This is a genomic window from Pseudomonas sp. EU05-FHT14B02, from assembly GCF_058791055.1.
In genome coordinates this window covers 65,451-83,601 of sequence record NZ_JBYTDD010000009.1, presented here as the reverse complement: position 1 = coordinate 83,601, position 18,151 = coordinate 65,451, and the positions used below count along the sequence as shown (strand labels likewise).

At 60.4% G+C, this 18,151-nt stretch carries 19 protein-coding genes; 16 read left to right on the top strand and 3 right to left on the bottom strand.

Annotated features, from left to right (window positions below):
- Positions 1 to 142 precede the first annotated feature (142 nt).
- The 14 genes from hemE (at position 143) to AC3WTM_RS10915 (ending at position 12,975) form a co-directional block, all read left to right on the top strand.
- Positions 143 to 1,210 (top strand): uroporphyrinogen decarboxylase, encoded by a 1,068-nt coding sequence (hemE, locus tag AC3WTM_RS10980; RefSeq protein ID WP_057712346.1) that lies wholly within the window; start codon positions 143 to 145, stop codon positions 1,208 to 1,210.
- A gap of 291 nt (positions 1,211 to 1,501) precedes the next feature.
- Positions 1,502 to 2,968 carry an N-acetylglucosamine-binding protein GbpA gene (gene gbpA / locus AC3WTM_RS10975; RefSeq protein WP_102671155.1) on the top strand — a complete coding sequence of 489 codons (1,467 nt, stop codon included), beginning with the start codon at positions 1,502 to 1,504 and terminating at the stop codon, positions 2,966 to 2,968.
- Positions 2,969 to 3,045: 77 nt separating this feature from the next.
- Complete coding sequence (locus AC3WTM_RS10970) at positions 3,046 to 3,594, top strand: cytochrome b (protein WP_057712344.1); 549 nt, start codon at positions 3,046 to 3,048, stop codon at positions 3,592 to 3,594.
- Positions 3,595 to 3,598: 4 nt separating this feature from the next.
- Positions 3,599 to 4,141: a hypothetical protein gene (locus AC3WTM_RS10965; RefSeq protein ID WP_102671154.1), complete on the top strand. Its 543-nt coding sequence runs from the start codon at positions 3,599 to 3,601 to the stop codon at positions 4,139 to 4,141.
- Between the two features lie 8 nt (positions 4,142 to 4,149).
- The gene (gene gspD, locus AC3WTM_RS10960) at positions 4,150 to 6,069 is read left to right on the top strand and encodes a type II secretion system secretin GspD (RefSeq protein WP_102671153.1); all 1,920 of its coding nucleotides are present in this window, start codon (positions 4,150 to 4,152) and stop codon (positions 6,067 to 6,069) included.
- A gap of 4 nt (positions 6,070 to 6,073) precedes the next feature.
- Positions 6,074 to 7,546 carry a type II secretion system ATPase GspE gene (gspE, locus tag AC3WTM_RS10955; protein WP_102671152.1) on the top strand — a complete coding sequence of 491 codons (1,473 nt, stop codon included), beginning with the start codon at positions 6,074 to 6,076 and terminating at the stop codon, positions 7,544 to 7,546.
- 3 nt (positions 7,547 to 7,549) lie between these two features.
- Positions 7,550 to 8,755 (top strand): type II secretion system inner membrane protein GspF, encoded by a 1,206-nt coding sequence (gene gspF / locus AC3WTM_RS10950; RefSeq protein ID WP_102671151.1) that lies wholly within the window; start codon positions 7,550 to 7,552, stop codon positions 8,753 to 8,755.
- Between the two features lie 3 nt (positions 8,756 to 8,758).
- Positions 8,759 to 9,214: a type II secretion system major pseudopilin GspG gene (gene gspG, locus AC3WTM_RS10945; protein ID WP_102671150.1), complete on the top strand. Its 456-nt coding sequence runs from the start codon at positions 8,759 to 8,761 to the stop codon at positions 9,212 to 9,214.
- Positions 9,215 to 9,217: 3 nt separating this feature from the next.
- Positions 9,218 to 9,685 (top strand): type II secretion system minor pseudopilin GspH, encoded by a 468-nt coding sequence (gspH, locus tag AC3WTM_RS10940; RefSeq protein WP_102671149.1) that lies wholly within the window; start codon positions 9,218 to 9,220, stop codon positions 9,683 to 9,685.
- Positions 9,678 to 10,061 (top strand): type II secretion system minor pseudopilin GspI, encoded by a 384-nt coding sequence (gene gspI / locus AC3WTM_RS10935; RefSeq protein ID WP_102671148.1) that lies wholly within the window; start codon positions 9,678 to 9,680, stop codon positions 10,059 to 10,061. Before gspH ends, gspI begins: the two co-directional genes overlap by 8 nt.
- A complete protein-coding gene (locus tag AC3WTM_RS10930) occupies positions 10,054 to 10,596 on the top strand; it encodes a type II secretion system protein GspJ (protein WP_102671147.1) in 543 nt (180 codons plus the stop codon). Before gspI ends, AC3WTM_RS10930 begins: the two co-directional genes overlap by 8 nt.
- A complete protein-coding gene (locus AC3WTM_RS10925; protein ID WP_102671146.1) occupies positions 10,593 to 11,444 on the top strand; it encodes a type II secretion system protein GspK in 852 nt (283 codons plus the stop codon). The genes AC3WTM_RS10930 and AC3WTM_RS10925 overlap by 4 nt, the downstream gene beginning before the upstream one ends.
- Positions 11,441 to 12,547 carry a type II secretion system protein GspL gene (gspL, locus tag AC3WTM_RS10920; RefSeq protein WP_102671145.1) on the top strand — a complete coding sequence of 369 codons (1,107 nt, stop codon included), beginning with the start codon at positions 11,441 to 11,443 and terminating at the stop codon, positions 12,545 to 12,547. Before AC3WTM_RS10925 ends, gspL begins: the two co-directional genes overlap by 4 nt.
- Positions 12,544 to 12,975, top strand: coding sequence for a type II secretion system protein M (locus AC3WTM_RS10915; protein WP_102671144.1), 432 nt, complete (start codon positions 12,544 to 12,546; stop codon positions 12,973 to 12,975). Before gspL ends, AC3WTM_RS10915 begins: the two co-directional genes overlap by 4 nt.
- 62 nt (positions 12,976 to 13,037) lie before the next feature.
- Here the strand turns inward: AC3WTM_RS10915 and AC3WTM_RS10910 are convergent, their stop codons facing one another.
- The 3 genes from AC3WTM_RS10910 to AC3WTM_RS10900 all read right to left on the bottom strand — a co-directional run bounded on the left by AC3WTM_RS10910 (position 13,038) and on the right by AC3WTM_RS10900 (position 16,306).
- On the bottom strand, positions 13,038 to 13,682 hold the full coding sequence (locus tag AC3WTM_RS10910) for a retron system putative HNH endonuclease (protein WP_102671143.1): 645 nt from the start codon (positions 13,680 to 13,682) through the stop codon (positions 13,038 to 13,040).
- A complete protein-coding gene (locus AC3WTM_RS10905; RefSeq protein ID WP_102671142.1) occupies positions 13,679 to 14,950 on the bottom strand; it encodes an AAA family ATPase in 1,272 nt (423 codons plus the stop codon). Before AC3WTM_RS10905 ends, AC3WTM_RS10910 begins: the two co-directional genes overlap by 4 nt.
- A 78-nt stretch (positions 14,951 to 15,028) precedes the next feature.
- A complete protein-coding gene (locus AC3WTM_RS10900; RefSeq protein WP_173677899.1) occupies positions 15,029 to 16,306 on the bottom strand; it encodes an MFS transporter in 1,278 nt (425 codons plus the stop codon).
- A 118-nt stretch (positions 16,307 to 16,424) separates the two neighbouring features.
- Here AC3WTM_RS10900 and AC3WTM_RS10895 point away from each other — a divergent pair, with 118 nt between their 5' ends.
- Positions 16,425 to 17,327 carry a LysR family transcriptional regulator gene (locus AC3WTM_RS10895; RefSeq protein WP_102671140.1) on the top strand — a complete coding sequence of 301 codons (903 nt, stop codon included), beginning with the start codon at positions 16,425 to 16,427 and terminating at the stop codon, positions 17,325 to 17,327.
- A gap of 477 nt (positions 17,328 to 17,804) precedes the next feature.
- Positions 17,805 to 18,068 (top strand): DUF6124 family protein, encoded by a 264-nt coding sequence (locus AC3WTM_RS10890; protein ID WP_102671139.1) that lies wholly within the window; start codon positions 17,805 to 17,807, stop codon positions 18,066 to 18,068.
- Positions 18,069 to 18,151: the final 83 nt, after the last annotated feature.

Here is an 18,151-nt window from a genome sequence, read left to right as displayed (position 1 = left end):
GCTCCCACAGTTGTTTCGTGGTGTAACGAATACCGCGTTTACATTGCGACAAATTGACCCGATAGACAAAAGGCTGACCTGCAACCGTGCCTTTTGCGCCCGGCTCTGAGAAAATGCCCTCACTTTTTTTCCGGATGCCGACATGACTGCCCTGAAGAACGACCGTTTCCTGCGCGCCCTGCTCAAGCAACCCGTAGACGTCACCCCCGTGTGGATGATGCGTCAGGCCGGTCGCTACCTGCCTGAATACCGCGCCAGCCGTGCCAAGGCCGGTGATTTCATGAGCTTGTGCATGAACCCGGCGTTCGCTTGCGAAGTCACGATGCAGCCGCTCGACCGCTATCCACAACTGGACGCGGCGATCCTCTTCTCCGATATCCTGACCATTCCCGATGCCATGGGCCAGGGCCTGTACTTCGAAACAGGCGAAGGTCCGCGCTTCAAGAAAGTCGTCAGCACCCTGGCTGACATCGAGGCCCTGCCGATTCCTGATCCGCACAAAGACCTGGGCTATGTGATGGATGCGGTCAGCACCATCCGCCGCGAACTGAACGGCCGTGTGCCGCTGATCGGCTTCTCCGGCAGCCCATGGACACTGGCCACCTACATGGTCGAAGGCGGTTCGTCGAAAGACTACCGCAAGACTAAAACCATGCTCTACGACAATCCGCAAGCCCTGCACCTGCTGCTGGACAAGCTCGCGCAGACGGTCACCAGCTACCTCAACGGCCAGATCATGGCCGGTGCGCAAGCGGTGCAGATCTTCGACAGCTGGGGCGGCGCCCTCTCGGCGGCGGCGTACCAGGAGTTCTCCCTGGCCTACATGAAGAAAATCGTCAGCGGCTTGATCCGCGAGCACGAAGGCCGCAAGGTGCCGGTGATCCTGTTCACCAAGAGCGGCGGTCTGTGGCTGGAAAGCATCGCCGACGCCGGGGCTGATGCACTAGGCCTGGACTGGACCTGCGACATCGGCAGCGCCCGCGCCCGTGTCGGCGACAAGGTCGCCCTGCAAGGCAACATGGACCCGACCGTGCTCTACGCCAAGCCGGAAGCGATTCGCGCGGAAGTCGGGCGCATCCTGGCAAGCTACGGCAAAGGCAGCGGCCACGTGTTCAACCTCGGCCATGGCATCACGCCGGAAGTCGATCCGGAACATGCTGGCGCGTTCCTGCGCGCGGTACATGAACTGTCGGCGCAGTATCACGAATAGCGATTGCCCGTTTCGACAAAGCCTGTCCCGCCTCGTGCCGGACAGGTTTTTTTGTGCCGTTCAAAAGCTCAATCGATAAAGCATCACTTGTTGTAAGAATGTTTTTCTTTCTTTGTCGGATCGAGGAATGGAGAGACTGTTCCTGCCTCGTGCGGTGATTACTCCTACATAGAATTTGCTTCCATCCCCGTAAGGTTCCAGGCCCTTGTCCGGCGTATCGCCGAACAATCACGAAGCGAACAGGGGCGCCCACAAGACGCCCTGTTTTCGATAAGCAGTCTGGAATACATCATGAAAATCAAGTTTGAAAAGAGAAGTGCATTAACCGCCTGCACTTCATCGATGATCCTGTTATCGGCAATGCTGGCCTCTCAAACCGTTTCCGCCCATGGCTATCTGGAAGTGCCGCCTTCGCGCGCGCTGGCTTGCCAGAAAGGCTTGAACACCAACTGCGGTGGCGCCCAGTACGAGCCGCAGAGTGTTGGTGAAACCTTCAAAGGCTTTCCGGCCGGCGTCGGCGGTGCTCCCTTGCAGGGACCGGTCGATGGCAAGATCGCCAGTGGTGGTCACTCGCTGTTCTCTGCCATGGATGCGCAGTCCGCCACCCGTTGGCACCTGACGGAAATCAAGGACCGCAACATCGATTTCCAATGGCGTTACACCGCGGTTCACCCAGCCTCCAAGCACGAGTATTTCATTACCCGTAACGGCTGGAACCCGAATGAGTCGCTCAAGCGCGCCACCTTTGAAAGCACGCCGTTCTGCACCATCGATGGCGGCAATCAGCGTCCCGAGTCCAGTGACAAGCACAACTGCACCCTACCGGCAGACAAGTCCGGCCATCACGTCGTCCTGGCCATCTGGACCGTCGGTGACACCGATGCAGCGTTTTACAACGCGGCAGACGTGAACATTCTGGCTGAACCGGATCTGCCGGGCGGCTGGTCCTCGGTGGGCAGCATTGCACCATCAGCCGCGTTGCTGGTGGGTGACAAGGTCAAGGCCCGCGCGTTCTCCGCCAATGGCGAGAGCCCGGACTACAGCGTCGAAATCAGCATCGACAACGCTGAAGAAGGGGCGCCGCAAAACTGGTCGTTCAAGCTGGCAGAAAAAATCAACCAGACCCACACCCTCGTTCGCGCCGGTATCCGTGACGAGAGCGGCAATGTCGAGCCTGTCAAAGGCGCCAACAGCCTTTACGCACAAAAAGAAAGCGGGGTAGTCCGCTACGAAGTGCAACTGGACATGAAAGACGACGCCGCTGCGCGCATGTCGGTGGCCTCGCAGCAAGCCGAATACGTCCTGGATAAAGGCCGGGCCAAGGTCGAGTTCAGCATGACCTCGAACCGTCCGATGAACGTCGAAGCGACCTTGCTCGACCAGAACAACAAGCCGGTAGGCACCACGTCGGCACAAGTGGCCAGCGGCTCCACCTGGCTGTCCATGGATGTACGCAGCAACCCGGGTGCGCACACCCTGACCCTGGTCGGCACCACCCTGGATGGCCGCACCACCCGTCAGGACACCCAGACCACCCAACTGACTGGTGAAGGCGCCGGCGTCGAATACGATTTCGTGTTCCCTGAAGGCCTCAGCGACTACACCGCCGGTACCAAAGTTCTGCAACCGAAGACCAACGAAGTCTTTGAGTGCAAGCCATTCCCCGAGTCGGGTTACTGCAAGCAGTACAGCCCCAGTGCCAACGGTTTTGAACCAGGTGTAGGTGCTCACTGGCACATGGCGTGGAACAAGTTGTAAGTCCCTCTTGTAGCACTTCAGGCGGTCGGTAGCTGATCGCCTGAAGCTTTATTCTTCTGACTTTGATCGAGTTGAAAATGACTGTTTCGGGTTATTCCAGACAGCGCGTGCTGCTGCATTGGTTGTCTGCCGCGGTGATCCTGTGGACCTTGCTGTCTGGTTTTCTTGTGGCCGGTTTCGAGGTGTCAGCGCATATCAAAGAGTCGGTTGCGTTCTTCAATGTTTCGCTGACGACAGTGTTCATACCGTTTTACCTGTGGCGCCTGTTTCTGTTTTTCACTCATACCCGTTTTTCGGGCATGAAGTCGTTGTCGCTTGTCGAAGTGCTCGCATTGTTTGCCCACGCATTGATTTACCTCTTCGTCGGTGCCGTTCTGGTGACCGGCGTGTTGATGATGGATCGCCCGATCGATGTATTCGGGGTGATCGAGATCGGTCAGCCGTTAAGCGATCCACAACTGATCGCTCTGTTCGTCACGGTTCACACCTGGGTATGTGTGGTGCTGTCGCTGCTGCTGGTCGCGCACATCGGCGCCGTCATCGTGCATGAGGCCTGCAACCACCGGGTGCTGCAACGGATGTCTTTGCGCCTGTGTGGCAAGCCTGGGTCCGGGCGACTTGAGTGAGGCCATGGTGATGTTTTCGCGCGAACGCTTGGCCGGACTTGCATTGCCTTTGAGCAAGGTGAGCCTGCTGGTTGTGCCGCTGGCCTATGGGGCGTTCCTGGGCTGGCAGGAGTGGCGCTATCGCGAACAGTTGGTGCTGCCAGCACCGGTCGAAACCTCGCGAACCGCTCCCGCACCCCGTCAAGCGCTCGACGCAACGGCGGTTGCAACGGTGCTCGGTCTGACGACGGGTGCCGAATTGCTGCCGAGCGCGGAACCACTGACCTTGGAGGCAAGCTTCGTCGTCACTCACGGCTTGTCCCGGGTGTTGTTGGCAGACTCGCAAGGCGCGCGCATCTACCAGGTCGGCGAGCGCTTGCCCGGTGGCAGTATCTTGCGCCGCGTTGAGCCCGATCACGCGGTGTTGTGGAGCAAGGGCCGAGAGGAATTGTTGACGCTCCAGCCTCCCGTCACGGGTTTCCTGCAACGGCTCGCCCCCCACGGCAAGCCGCAAGTGCCGAACGTTTCTCCGCGTTTTTTTAGCCCGCTTGCCGGGCCGACAGAGTGATCAACTTCATGAATAGCTTTCTCGGTGCACAAGCACTGCGGCCGGTGCTTTTTTTCGTCGCCATGGCGCTAACGCTTTCCCACGGCACACTTCAGGCCGAGGAAGAAAAATGGCAACTGGCGATGAACAACGCAGAGTTGCGCGACATCGTCGAAGAGATCTCCAACATTCTCGGGACCACCGTGGTGCTGGACCCCAAAGTCTCCGGTCGAATCACCGTCATGTCCCGGCAGGCCCTTGATCGTGAAGGGGTGCGCCGGCTGTTCTATTCGGTGCTCGATGCCCATAACTTCACAGTGATCGATGAGGGCGACCGGATTCTCATCACCCCGGTTGCCGAGGCCAGGACCCGGGCCGGTCAGGGCACGGTAAAAACCACCACGGCGTCGCAGTTCGTGACCGAAGTCATCGGCTTGAACACCGGTAGCGCCACCGATATTGCCGGGTTGGTGCGGCCATTGGTCTCTGCCAATGGTTATGTTGGCCCCTCGGTGTCGGCCAACGCGTTGGTGCTGACCGATACGGCTGCCAATGTTAAGCGCATCGCCCGGGTGATCCGTGAGCTGGATTCCGGTCAGAACAACCTGCACGCGGTGGTTCAGCTCAAGCATGCCCAGGCGGGCGATGTCGCGCCGGTAATCGAGGCCACCATGGGCAAGCGCAATGCCGAGTCCGCCATACAGGTGCTGGCTGATACCAGGACCAATCGCCTGATTTTCATTGGCCCGTCGGTCGTCCGCCAGCGCTTGATCGAGCTGGCCCGAGGTCTCGATACGCCGGCCACCACGACCCTCGACAATGCCCGGGTGATTCGTCTGCGTCACAGCGATGCCAAGCAGTTGGCCGAGATTCTGGAGTCGATGGGGCAGGGCAGAAAGCAGACTTCCGCCGTCGGCAGCGCCAAGGACACGTCCGGCGGTGCAAGCTTCATGATCAAGGCCGACGAAAGCCAGAACGCGCTGGTGCTGATCGCCGAACCCGCGCAGGTGCGGACCATCGAAAACATCGTGCGTCAGCTGGACCAGCCACGGGCCCAGGTGTTGATCCATGCCGCCATCGTCGAAATCTCCGGCGACATCGCCGAGGCCGTCGGCGTGCAGTGGAACCTCAACACGGGTGACGCCAAGGGCTTCATCAACTTTCCCGGCACCGACATTCCGATCATCGGCGGGCTGAAGTTCGACGAGAAAAGATCGGCGCCGGAAGGGGCGATCCTGCAACTGGGCGGCGACCGCTTCGGTGCGCTGGTTTCGGCCCTGGCCAGCAACACTCACAGCAACCTGCTGTCCACGCCAAGCCTGTTGACCCTGGACAATCAGGAAGCCGAAATCATCGTCGGCCAGAACGTGCCGTTCAAGACCGGCTCCTATGCCACCAACAGCAACGGCGCGGAGAATCCGTTCACCACCGTCGAGCGCAAGGACGTCGGCATCAGTCTGAAGATCAAGCCTTACATCAACGAAGGCTCGACGTTACGCCTGGAGGTCGAGCAGGAGGTGTCGGACATCGCGCCTTCGGTGTCGGGCATTGATTCCTCGGACCTGATCACCAACAAGCGAGCGCTCAAGAGCACCATCCTCGCCGACGATGGCGAAATCATCGTGATCGGCGGTCTGATCAGGGACAGCGTGCGTACCCAGAAAAGCGGCGTGCCGCTGTTGCGGGACATTCCCTACCTCGGCGCGATCTTCCGCTGGAGCCGCGACACCCAGACCAAAAGCAACCTGATGGTGTTCTTGCGCCCGACCATCGTGCGCAGCAAGGAAGACCTGTCCCAGGTCAGCCAGCAGCGTTACAACGCGCTGCGTGACTTGAGCAAATCAGGGGCGGGGGACAACAACTCGTTGTTGCTGCCATCCGAGGCGCGCGGGTTGTTCGAACCGGCCACCGACGCCCCAATGTTCGATTTGCGCGGCAAGGCGCAGTGAATCCATGAGCGAACTCTGCGAGCAATTGCCCTTCGGCTTCGCCCGGCGTTTTGGTGTGTTGCTGGAGCATGACGGCGACGACCTGCGCCTTGCCCTGCGTAGTGATGCGCCGCTCACCGCATTGGCGGAAGCGCGCCGGGTGTGCGGACGGGCGTTGCCGTTTCAAATCGTCGGGGCCGATGAGTACGCCTCGCGCCTGGCGGCGGCCTATCGCGAGGGGCGCAGTGCGGTGGAGCAAGTTGCCCAAGGGCTGGACGAAGAACTGGACTTGCTCAGCCTGGTCGATCAGGTCCCGCAAACCGCCGACCTGTTGGAGCAACAAGGCGACGCGCCGATCATTCGCCTGATCAACGCGTTGCTCGGTGAAGCGGTGCGAGAGCACGCCTCGGATGTGCACCTGGAAACCTTCGAGCAGTACCTGTCGGTGCGGATGCGGGTGGATGGCCAACTGCGTGAAATGCTCAGGCCCAAGCGCGAGCTGGCGACACTGCTGGTGTCGCGGATCAAGGTCATGGCGCGCCTGGACATCGCGGAAAAACGCTTACCCCAGGATGGGCGAATGGCCTTGCGCCTGGCCGGGCATGAAGTCGATGTGCGGGTCTCGACGCTGCCTTCGGCCCACGGCGAACGGGTGGTGCTGCGTTTGCTCGACAAGCAGGCCGGGCGCCTGGACCTGCACCGGCTGGGCATGCCGGACGATATCCTCGCGGCCCTGCGCCATCTGTTGGGCAAGCCCCACGGTATTGTGCTGGTGACCGGGCCGACAGGTTCCGGCAAGACCACCAGCCTGTACGCCGCCCTGAGCAGCCTGAACGACCAGACCCGCAACATCCTCACGGTCGAAGACCCGATCGAATACCACCTGCCGGGTGTCGGCCAGATGCCGGTCAATCCGAAGGTCGACATGACCTTCGCCCGGGGCCTGCGGGCGATTTTGCGCCAGGACCCGGACGTGGTGATGGTTGGCGAAATCCGTGACCGCGAAACCGCCGAAATCGCTGTCCAGGCGTCCTTGACCGGGCATCTGGTGCTCTCGACCTTGCACACCAACAGCGCGGCCGGCGCGGTCACGCGACTGGTAGACATGGGCGTCGATGGCTATCTGCTGGCGTCCTCGCTGGTGGGCGTTCTGGCCCAGCGTCTGTTGCGGACCTTGTGCCCCCATTGCAAGGTTTCGTACCTCGCCGATGCGGCGGCCTGCCAGCGTCTTGGGCTCGACACGAGCACGCCGCACACCCTGTTCAAGGCCTCGGGCTGTGAACAGTGCCAGCACGGTTATCGCGGACGCATCGGGATTTATGAACTGATCAGCGTGACACCCGCCGTCTCGGCGCTGATCCATCAGGGCGCCAGCGAGCAAATCCTCGTCGACGAAACGCGCAAGGTCTCGCGCAGCCTGTTCCAGGACGGGCGCCAGCGGGTGCTGGAAGGATTGACCAGCCTCGATGAGTTGCTGCGTGTGACCCAGGAGAACTGACCGGTGCCGACCTTCGACTACCGCGCCCGCGATGCCCAGGGACGATCCTGCAAGGGACGGCTGGAGGCCGATGGGCCCCGCCATGGGCGACAGTTGTTGCGTGAACGTGGTTTGTGGCCGCGTGTCTTGACCGAGGTCAGGGGCGGCGGTGCGGGTCAGCAGTCGCGAGGTGGACGCCTGAGTGCTGCTGATCTGGCGTTGTTGACGTTGCAGCTGTCAACGCTGGTTCAGGCCGGACTGCCCCTGGAGGAAGCACTCGATGCGGTGGCGAAGCAGAGCTCGAAGCGCAAGGTCGCGAGCTTGCTCTGGGCGGTCAGGAGCCGGGTGATGGAAGGCCACGCACTGGCCTCGGCACTGGGACAGTTTCCCAGGGCCTTCCCCGAGTTGTTCCGCGCCACCGTGGCCGCCGGGGAACGCTCGGGGCATCTGGGCCATGTGCTGGAGCAACTGGCGGTCTACACCCAGGCCCGCCAGGCCTCGCGGCAAAAGATCCAGATGGCCCTGGTGTACCCGTTGATCCTGATGTTGGCCAGCTTGGCAATCGTCGGTTTTCTGCTTGGTTATGTGGTACCGGATGTGGTGAAGATCTTCGTCGACAGCGGCCAGACGTTGCCTTGGTTGACCCAGGCACTGATCGGCGTGAGCAACGGTCTGCGCAACCATTTCCTGTTGTTGATGAGCGTGCTGGCGACGCTGTTCGGCCTGTGGCGCTGGAGCTGGCAGCAGCCGCAGTGGCGCCTGCGCTGGCATCGTTGGGTGCTCAATGCGCCAGTCCTCGGTGAAGTGCTGCGTGCCATGGAAGCCGCACGATTTGCCAGCACCCTGGCAATCCTCGGCAAAAGTGCCGTGCCCTTGGTGGATGCCCTGGAAATTGCCGCAGCGGTCATCGGCAACCTGACCATCCGCTCGCGGATGGTCGATGTCGCCCGCTCGGTCCGCGAAGGCGCAACGCTCACCCGTGGCCTGGAGCTGAGCGGTGACATCCCGCCGATGATGCTGCACATGATCGCCAGCGGCGAACGTGCCGGCGAACTTGACCGCATGTTGGCCAGGGCCGCCGAACAACAGGAAAACAGCCTCGCCGCGCGCATTGCGCTGGTGGTGGGCCTCTTCGAGCCGGCCATGTTGGTGTTGATGGGCGGCGTCGTGCTGCTGATCGTCATGGCCATCCTGCTCCCGATTCTCAGCCTCAACCAATTGGTGAATTGATCCATGCAACCTGTCCGCAAAAACCTTTCCCGCGCGCAACGCGGTTTTACCCTGATCGAAATCATGGTGGTGGTAGTCATCATCGGCGTGCTGGGGGCTATCGTGGTGCCACAGTTCATGAGTCGCCCCGATCAGGCCAAGGTCACTGCCGCCAGAATCGATATTCAGGCCATCGGCACAGCCCTGGAAATGTATCGCCTCGACAACGCCCATTACCCATCGACCCAGCAAGGCCTGGAAGCGCTGGTCAAGCGTCCCTCCGGACTGCCCGTGGCGCGTGGCTGGAACCCTCAGGGCTACCTCAAGAGCATGCCGGTCGACCCGTGGAACACGCCTTATCAGTACCTCAACCCGGGTGTGCGGTCGGTAGACGGCACTTACGACCTGTATTCCCTGGGCGCCGATGGCGTAGCGGGCGGCGAAGGGTTTGCAGCCGAAATCGGCAATTGGGGCCATTGATCCGTGGGTTACCGCTGTCGGGGGTTTACGTTATTGGAGCTGATGATCGTGATTGTCGTGGTTGGCGTCTTGCTGGGCATGGTGAGCTTTGTCGGTGGGGGCAGTCCCGCACGCGCGGTCAGGCAGGAAGCCGAGGCGATGGTTCAGGTGATTCATCAGTTGCGTGAGCGTGCGGTGTTCGAAGGCCAGGAATATGGCCTGCGGCTGAGTGCCGATGGCTACCGGCTGATGCATCTGGGTGTTCGTGGGTGGGAGCCGGTGAAGGAACTGACTGACTGGCCCCTGAGCGTGCGAGTACGTTTGCAGCAGGACGGCTATGCGGTAGGGCTGGACGCTGAAGAAGGACCGCCGCAGTTGCTGTTGCTCAGCAACGATGAAACCAGTGCCTTCACGCTGACATTCGAGTCCGGCAACAGGACCTGGTTGAGTCTGTCCGGCGATGGCATCGGCGAGGTGGCGATCGATGGCTAGCCGGTCATCCTTGTCGTCCATGGGCGGCTTCACGCTGCTGGAAATCATGGTGGCCCTGGCGGTCTTCGCGACACTGGCGGCAGCCGTGCTGTCGGCCAGTCAATATGCGGTGAAGCAGCGCAACGCCGTCGAGACACGGCTGTTCGCGGCGTGGCTGGCGGATAACCGGTTGAACGAGCTACGCCTGCAATCCGGCCTGACGGCCGGCCAGCAACAACAGGTCGTGTCCATGGATCAGCGCGACTGGGTGCTGCAACAGCACATCAGCGTCACCCGCGATCTGCGTTTACTCCAGGTCGACATTCAGGTCAGCCCGGCGAACAGTGTGCACGCGTTGTATCGTGCCAGCGGCTGGATACCCGCGAGCCATGAGTAGGCAGCGTGGGTTCACCTTGCTGGAGCTGGTCATCGCCATGGCCATCTTCGCCGTGCTGGGGCTGGCCAGTTGGGGCTTGTTCGATAGCGTGCTGCGAGTGCAACAGGGCACGGCGGCCCACGAGCGAGAGCTGAGGAACCTGCAACGAGCGATGGCGGTGATAGAGCGGGATCTGCTGCACGTCACTGCTCAGCCGATGGTGCTCGCACCGCCGCTTTTTCAGTTCCAGCGCAGTCACTGGCGCAATCCTCTGGACCAACCGCGCAGTGAGCGCCAGATACTGACCTATCGACTCGAAGGCAACGTGCTGTGGCGCGAAAGCCAGGGCGAAGGTACGGAGTTCGTGCAACGGCAAAGACTGCTCGAAGGTGTTCGTGAGTTGCGCTGGCGTCTGTTCGAAAGCCAGTCCGGCTGGGTCGCTCATTGGTCGGCCGGGCAGGATACGAACGCGCTCATGGCGCTGGAGGTGCAAGTCTCGGTCGGGCGCTTCAAATCGATTCGTCGGGTGTTGCCGATGCCGGGTGCATTGCCATGAACGGGCGCCAACGCGGCATTGCGTTGATCAGTGTATTGCTGGTCATGAGCCTGGCGCTGCTGATCACCGGCGGCTTGTTGCGCAGCCATCACCTTTCGCTGCAAAGCAGTGGGCAACAGTTGCTGCAGATGCAGCTGCGGCAGCTCGCATCGGACGGGGAAACCTGGGCGTTGTTGCTGTTGCGCGACGCGTTACAGGACGCGGAAAAACCCGTCGAGCGGTTTCAAGGCTGGACGGCCATGGCGCCAGGTTTCGACGTTGAAGATGCGCAGATCCGAATCGATATCGATGACCTCGCCGGGCGCTTCAATCTCAATGCGTTGTTACGGCAGGGACAGGTGGATCAGGTCACCCTCAACCGTTGGGCGCGCCTGCTCGAACTGCTCGAACTGCCTCCTCTGAAACTGAGCCAGGTGGGACCGCTGGGGGAACTGAGCCAACTGCGCTTGCTGCCTGGCATTGACGCTCGCCTGCTGCAGCGGCTGGAACCCTGGGTGGCACTGCTGCCCACCGACACCGCCTTGAACATCAACACCGCACCGGCGCTGCTGTTGAGAACACTCGGCGAAGTGGACGCCGCGACCGCCGATGCGCTGGCGCGTCAGGCGGCAACCACGCCCTGGGCGAGCGTCCAGACGTTTACCCAGGACCCGTTGCTCTCCGGGCAGGGCCTGAGCAATCACGGGCTTGGTACCCAAAGCCGCTGGTATCGGATAAGGGTGCAGGTGACCCGGGACGGGCGCGAACTGCACCTGGCCACGGATGTCGGGCACGACCCCAAGGCTCGACAACTGACGGTGCTGCAACGACGTTTTCTTCCCATGAGTAGCCACGAGAGACCGCGATGAACACTTGGCTTTACCTGACCGCCGAGGGGCAGGACGCGCCATCCAGCCTCTGGCCCTGCGTCCTGTGGTCGCCAACCTGTCAACGGCAGCCGATGCCACTGAATCAGGCGGCCTCGGCATTGCAGGGGCAGGTGGTTGATGTGCTGCTGCCCATGGAACTGTGCAGTTGGGTTCGCAGCGAGCCATGGCCTTCGCGACGCAGACCCGAAGCCCAAGCCATGGCCTACGCCGTGGAAGATCAACTGAGTGAAGCGCTGGAAGTTGTGCATCTAAGCGTTGGCGCTCGTGATCGTGACGGCTGCTACCCGGTCATGGTCATTGGCCGCGAACGGTTGGCCGCTGTGCTCGACTTGCTGCGCGAAGCAGGTATTGAGGTGCGCGGGGTGTTCGTCGATGCCGATGTGTTGTCCGGCGATCAGCCGTGCGGCGCATGGTGGTTCGGGCGCTGGTTGTTGGGTGCAGGCCTGTCGGCGCGCCTGGCGATGTCGCAAGACGACCTGACGCTGCTCACTCCGTCATTGCCCAACGACATGCAATGGCTGGATGAACGTGAGTCCCCCGCCGTCATCGACCAATGCCTGACTCAGCGCCCGACCCGGGCTATCAACCTGCTGCAAGGCGCATTCGCCCCACAGGGCAAGCGTCTGCCCTGGCGTGCCGGCGGGTGGGCGCTGTTGATGCTGGCGCTGTTGACCTGGGGTGCCAGCGAAACGAGGATCCGCTTCCTCGACAGCGAAGCCAACCGCCTCGCAATCCAGAATGAACGGCGATTCAAGGCGCTCTACCCTGAACAGAGCCGTATCGTCGACATGGCCGCGCAACTCAAGGCCCTGCAAAGCCAGCCTGTAGAATCGCAAAACACCCGCATTGCCGGGCTGGTCCGGTTGATTGAGCAGGTGATTGGCGCCAGCCCGGTCGAGGTCCAGCGCATCGAGTTTCGAGCAGGCGAAGGCTGGAAAATCCAGCTGACCGCCAGCGGCTTTACCGAGCTGGAGCAGTTGCGGGAACGCGGGCGACAACAAGGCACGCCCGTCCGGCTCGACAGCGCGAATAAAGCCGCTGACCGGGTGCAAGCCACCCTCACCGTGGAGGACGAGGCATGAAGCAGGCATGGCGGCGCATTTCCGTGCGCGAACAGCGTCTGTTGCAGGTATCGGGGGCTTTTTTGTTGGCGGTTGTGGCTTTCAGCCTGATCTGGCAACCGACCCGGCAGCGGCTGGAAACAGTCGAGCGACAGCATCAACAGCAGACGGTGCTGGCCGCGCAACTGCAACGGGCGTTACCGCGCAGCCATGTCCCCGTCGACACTGATCAACCGCTGTCACTGCGTATCAGCGAAAGCGCCACGGCGGCGGGGCTGGAAATCCGTCAGATGGAGAGTGAAAGCGATCTGCTGCGCGTGACCCTCAATGGCAACGCGCAACCCTTGATGCAGTGGCTCGATGGGATCGAGCGCGATGGCGTCGCGCTACAAACCCTGACCCTGGAAAAACGCGACGATGCCTTGGAAGCGCGGCTGGTGCTCAGGTAGTTGCACTGCCGATCAATGAAAAACACCCGGCTTATGCTGGGCGTTTCTCATTGTGCAGATTTTCAGAGTCCAATGAGCTGTTCGGCATAGCGGGCGATCACGTGATCGAAAGCTTTTTGCTCAAGGATACTGTTAGAGCGAATTGCAGCAACGAGGCGGGCCAGGTCCTCCTCACTGGCCTGTGTGATGAAATCGTCATCGAATACGCTACGGATTGTGCTCTGTCTGCGATTGTTGAGGTAGGCAATATCGAGTGCCAGCACTTCAATCATTTTCGTTGCCGGCAGATCGTCCCACTCGGTTGCTTGAATTTCGCCGGTCTGTAGATAACGGAAACGGTGCTCGCAATGCTCATCCATCGGTGAGATATGCTGCGCTTCGTCAAACCAGTTGCCTTTGCGGTGACCACAGTGCAATGGATTGCCAGGTGTTGTCTCTCGCAGACAGGAGGCGTGGAGATTGTGGTACTCCAATGCCAACTCTTCATAGTGCTCTTGAGGCCTGAAGTGTTCGATATGGCTGCTGGCAGCATCTATCTCTCTACCGCAGTAGCAACAGAAGAAGCCTTGTTCTTGCAACAAACTGTCGTGTAAATCACGCTTTTGCGGGTTTTGCAGTGTTGGATAAGTGGGGCTCCACTCTTCGTTTGCCGAGCTTTTCCATCTTGTAAATGAAGCGGGTTCAATTCCTTTGAGCACTCGTTTCATTTACCGAGGATCTCCTTGCGCCTGATCAGCGCCTCTGCTCCAGCGAACTCCGGAAGATCAGGGGCTCTTAACTTCAGTGCCTTGAGCTGCGCCTTGGCTTTCTTCAGGTCGTTGTCTTCCAGTGTTGAAAACAGCTCCGAGAGCAATTTTTCAATTTCGGGTTCGCGTTGGGTTACCCCCATCACTTCTTCCAGCACGCTGCTGGAGTCCAGGCCGTAGGTGACCCGTGGGTGGGACGGATTGCCGTTGTGCAGAATGATGACTTCTTCGGGTTGGAGACTGCCGATGATTTGAGGGGAATGGCTGGCGGCGATGAATTGGACTTTCGGGAAAGCTTGTTTCAGCGCAGGCACGATGTTGCGTTGCCAGGCTGGGTGAAGATGGATGTCCAATTCATCGATGATGACTACGCCTGAAGTGTTTTTCAGGACGTCCTTGCCCATGTGAGGGTTGAGGATACACATGCGGCGGGCGATGTCTGAAATCAGAGCAATTAAACCGCGCTGACCGTCACTCAGATCACTGAACGGGGTAGGGTTCTTGCCTTCGATGTTCACTAAAATGCTTCGTAACGGCAGGTCGTAATAGATTCCAGTCGAGTCGGGTAGCGCGCATTTCAGTGCATCATTAATCCAGCTCAACTCATCATCAAAGATCGACATGATGCTGGAGGAGCGATGCACCGACTGCAATTGCTCTAGTGTTTTACCGATTATCCAGCTTTCAAAGTCTTGAATATCCGAAGCAGAATCATGCCAATTTTTATATCCATCGAGTCTCGATAATTTCTGGGTAGCCGAGAATTCAGCAGAAACATTCGTTGTCGACCATCTACGATTGCTTCGGTAAAACGCCAGCAAAGGTAAATCAATGTTTTTGCTTTGACTCAACCCAGCTGCGCTTTCCGTCACTGCATTTACAAGAGCCGAGTCTGGAAAGGCTGCTTCGTCTACACGTAGTTTAATTTTTAACCAGGATCTGTCGCCAAAGACATCACCGTTTGCCTCGATCACTATTGGATATTGGCGTTCGAATCGAATTCGGCCACTGTAGTTATCGATAACAAATCGAGCATCGTTTTCGTTCAGCGAGCCACTGTAAACGGCCATTGTGGCCATGAAGTCTTCGAAACTGGCTGCAACCGCTTGCAACAATGAAGTCTTCCCGCTCCCATTAACCCCCACCACCAGATTGAAACCCGGCTGAAAGTCGAAAGTGGCATCTTCGTAGCAACGAAAATTCTGAATGTGGAGACGATCCAGGCGCATTCTGGCTTCCCTTTACCAAGACTGACGAATGCCGTCAGTGTACCTTGGCTCGCGATTACCGCTAGGGTGCAGTTGTGGCTAAACCTGCACTGTACCCGGCAGCGGCGGTAACTTCGCCAGCTTCAACGCGATCAGCAGCGCAATCACCAGCAGCGTGCCGATGAACAACCCGATCCCGTTCCAGCCGCCCAGGTGCCAGAACACGCCACCCACCGTACCGGCGATGCTTCCCCCGGCGTAGTAGCTGAACAGGTACAAGGACGATGCTTGCCCCTTGGCCCTGGTGGCGCGGCGGCCGATCCAGCTGCTGGCCACCGAGTGGGCGCCGAAGAAGCCGAAGGTAAAGATCAGCATGCCGATGATCACCAGCGGCAATGGCGTAAACATCGTCAGGGCGAGACCACCGATCATCAGCGCGATGGTGCTCCAGAGCACTTTGCGGCGGCCGAGTTTGTCGGCCAGTGAGCCGATTTTCGCCGAGCTGTAGATGCCCGACAGGTACACCACCGACAGCAACCCGACGAAGGCCTGTTCCATGTGGTACGGCGCGGCCAGCAGGCGGTAGCCGATGTAGTTGAACAGCGTGACGAACGCGCCCATCAGCACAAAGGCTTCTAGAAACAGTAGCGGCAGGCCAGCGTCGCGAAAGTGCATGGTGAAACCGTCGAGCAGGCTGCGCGGGTGCAGCGAGCGGGCGCGGAAGTTGCGCGATTCGGGGAGGATTTTCCAGAACACCGCCGCGGCAATCAGCGCCAGGCCACCGATCACCAGCATCGCCGTGTGCCAGCTGACGAAGTCGATCAATACGCCGGTGATCAAGCGTCCGCTCATCCCGCCAATCGCGTTGCCACCGATGTACAAACCCATGGCAAGGCCGATGTGCTGTGGGTGGATCTCTTCGCTCAGGTAGGTCATGGCGACCGCCGCCAGACCGCTCAACGACAATCCGATCAGCGCACGCATCAGCAGCACACCGTGCCAGCTCGGCATCATCGCACTGGCCATGGTGCACAGCGCAGCGGCGAACAGTGCTGCCACCATCACCGGTTTACGTCCGATACGGTCGGAAATCGGGCCAGTGATCAGCAGGCCGATGGCAAGCATGCCGGTGGCGATAGACAGGATCAGGCTGCTTTGCGCCGCGTTGATGGAATACTCGTCGGACAGCAGCGGCATCATCGGCTGCACGCAGTAGAGCAGGGCGAAAGTCGCAAAACCGCCGCAGAACAACGCCAGCACCGTGCGCATGAAGGCCGGGGTGCCTTTTTCGATGTAGATCTCCGCCAGCTCAGCGGCGATAGCGTCCGGCACTGAAGGTGAAACTTCATGGGCGAGTGGGGCGACAGCAGTTTTCACGTTGGACCTCGGAGGGCGCAGCCGGTCAGGCAGTGAAAAAAGCATATAGCTGGCTAATGATTCAATCCAATATATTGTTCGACCTGTTTGATAGCTTTTACGACCTAATGGGGTTTCCATGGAATTGCGTCATCTGCGCTACTTCATCGCCGTCGCCGAAGAACTGCATTTCGGCCGCGCCGCACAAGTGCTGGGTATCTCCCAGCCACCGCTGAGCCAGCAAATTCAGGCGCTGGAACAGGAAGTCGGCGCCCGGTTGTTCGAGCGTACCAATCGTCGGGTCGAGCTGAGCGAGGCCGGTCGGCTGTTCCTTCAAGAGGCACGGCTGGTGCTGGCGCAGGTCGACAAAGCGGCAGATGTCGCGCGACGGGCGCAACTGGGCGAGTTGGGTGAGCTGAAAATCGGCTTCACCTCGTCGGCGCCGTTCAACTCGACCATTCCTCAAGCGATCTTCTCTTTCCGCCAGCGCTTCCCGGCGGTGCATCTGAACCTGCGGGAAATGAGCAGCACCCAGGTGGCCGATGCGCTGGTGGACGAGTCGATTGAAGTCGGGATCATGCGCCCACTCGGGCTGCCGGACTGCCTCAGCGTAGTCGAGCTGATGCGCGAGCCGCTGGTCGCGGTGCTCAGTTCCAAGCACCCGTTGGTGGAGGGCAGTGAGGAGGGCTTGTTCCTGTCAGCCCTGGCGCTTGAGCCCTTTGTGTTTTTTCCGCGCAGCTACGGCAGTGGCCTGTATGCGCAGCTGCTCAGCCTGGCCCGGGACTCCGGCTTCAGCCCGCACTTCGCCCAGGAGGCCGGCGAGGCGATGACCATTATCGGGCTGGTGGCAGCGGGGTTGGGTGTGTCGGTGCTGCCGGCGTCTTATCAGCGGATGCGCATTGATGGCGTGGTCTATCGACCGCTGCTGGATCCGGCGGCGGTGTCGGCGGTGTGGCTGGTGCAGCGCAAGGATCAGAAGTCGCCGATGGCGAGGGCGTTTGTGGAGTTGTTGACTAGGAAGGTTGAGCCGTTAGAGGCGTGACTGCTGCGCCGTCCCTGTAGGAGCGAGCTTGCTCGCGATAGACCAACGGACGCAGCGTGTACCCAGGAACCCCGCGTCATCGTTATCGACCATCGCGAGCAGGCTCGCTCCTACAGGTCAGAGTTTTCGCTGCTGCTTGTGGGACATTTCTGAACTATCCCGGACAGGCTACAGCGCCTTGCGGCGCGGCCTACAACTACTCCAGAATCCGCCGGCTTGTGCGCTTCGAGGGCCATCGCTAACTTGATTCGCGTCACTGATGGTCAGTGATCGGGTTTAGCAGCCCGTGTCCATGATGAAGCGCATTTGCGCTCCTGATAGGCAGGTATGCCCATACCTGCCCTTGACGGTGGCTGTGCGCAGGGCGCCTTCGGGCGCGCCGGCTTCGTCGTGGCCCGGTCTGCTAACCTGCGTACAGCTGCCACCCTTTTGATCCGTCGTGATTCGGTGTGGCCGCCACTTTCAGGACGCTGAATCATGACCAATATGCCAAAGTCACCGGACACCGACCCGGACGCGCCACGCCAACCCGGCACGATCTTCCTCATCGCCCCCGATATCGACAACCACACCCTGCTGGAATACGCCTGCGTGTCGCTGGCGTCAGCCAATGCTATGGCCAGTGACTTCGCCAGAGACCTGAAGGGATCGCAGGGCCACACTCTGTTGGGGATTCAGCAGTCGATCATGTTGGGGGAGCTGGCGGTGAATCGGGTGTTGGATAACCTTGATCCACCGTGACCGTCCGGGGCGGCGAGACCACTTGTAGGAGCGAGCCTGCTCGCGATGGACGTCAACGATAATGCGGGCAGCCTGAATGAACG

Coding starts and splice junctions, on each gene's coding strand:
- hemE (WP_057712346.1), top strand. CDS start 143: ATGACTGCCCTGAAGAACGACCGTTTCCTGCGCGCCCTGCTCAAGCAA.
- gbpA (WP_102671155.1), top strand. CDS start 1,502: ATGAAAATCAAGTTTGAAAAGAGAAGTGCATTAACCGCCTGCACTTCA.
- AC3WTM_RS10970 (WP_057712344.1), top strand. CDS start 3,046: ATGACTGTTTCGGGTTATTCCAGACAGCGCGTGCTGCTGCATTGGTTG.
- AC3WTM_RS10965 (WP_102671154.1), top strand. CDS start 3,599: ATGGTGATGTTTTCGCGCGAACGCTTGGCCGGACTTGCATTGCCTTTG.
- gspD (WP_102671153.1), top strand. CDS start 4,150: ATGAATAGCTTTCTCGGTGCACAAGCACTGCGGCCGGTGCTTTTTTTC.
- gspE (WP_102671152.1), top strand. CDS start 6,074: ATGAGCGAACTCTGCGAGCAATTGCCCTTCGGCTTCGCCCGGCGTTTT.
- gspG (WP_102671150.1), top strand. CDS start 8,759: ATGCAACCTGTCCGCAAAAACCTTTCCCGCGCGCAACGCGGTTTTACC.
- gspI (WP_102671148.1), top strand. CDS start 9,678: ATGGCTAGCCGGTCATCCTTGTCGTCCATGGGCGGCTTCACGCTGCTG.
- AC3WTM_RS10930 (WP_102671147.1), top strand. CDS start 10,054: ATGAGTAGGCAGCGTGGGTTCACCTTGCTGGAGCTGGTCATCGCCATG.
- AC3WTM_RS10925 (WP_102671146.1), top strand. CDS start 10,593: ATGAACGGGCGCCAACGCGGCATTGCGTTGATCAGTGTATTGCTGGTC.
- gspL (WP_102671145.1), top strand. CDS start 11,441: ATGAACACTTGGCTTTACCTGACCGCCGAGGGGCAGGACGCGCCATCC.
- AC3WTM_RS10915 (WP_102671144.1), top strand. CDS start 12,544: ATGAAGCAGGCATGGCGGCGCATTTCCGTGCGCGAACAGCGTCTGTTG.
- AC3WTM_RS10910 (WP_102671143.1), bottom strand. CDS start 13,682: ATGAAACGAGTGCTCAAAGGAATTGAACCCGCTTCATTTACAAGATGG.
- AC3WTM_RS10905 (WP_102671142.1), bottom strand. CDS start 14,950: ATGCGCCTGGATCGTCTCCACATTCAGAATTTTCGTTGCTACGAAGAT.
- AC3WTM_RS10895 (WP_102671140.1), top strand. CDS start 16,425: ATGGAATTGCGTCATCTGCGCTACTTCATCGCCGTCGCCGAAGAACTG.
- AC3WTM_RS10890 (WP_102671139.1), top strand. CDS start 17,805: ATGACCAATATGCCAAAGTCACCGGACACCGACCCGGACGCGCCACGC.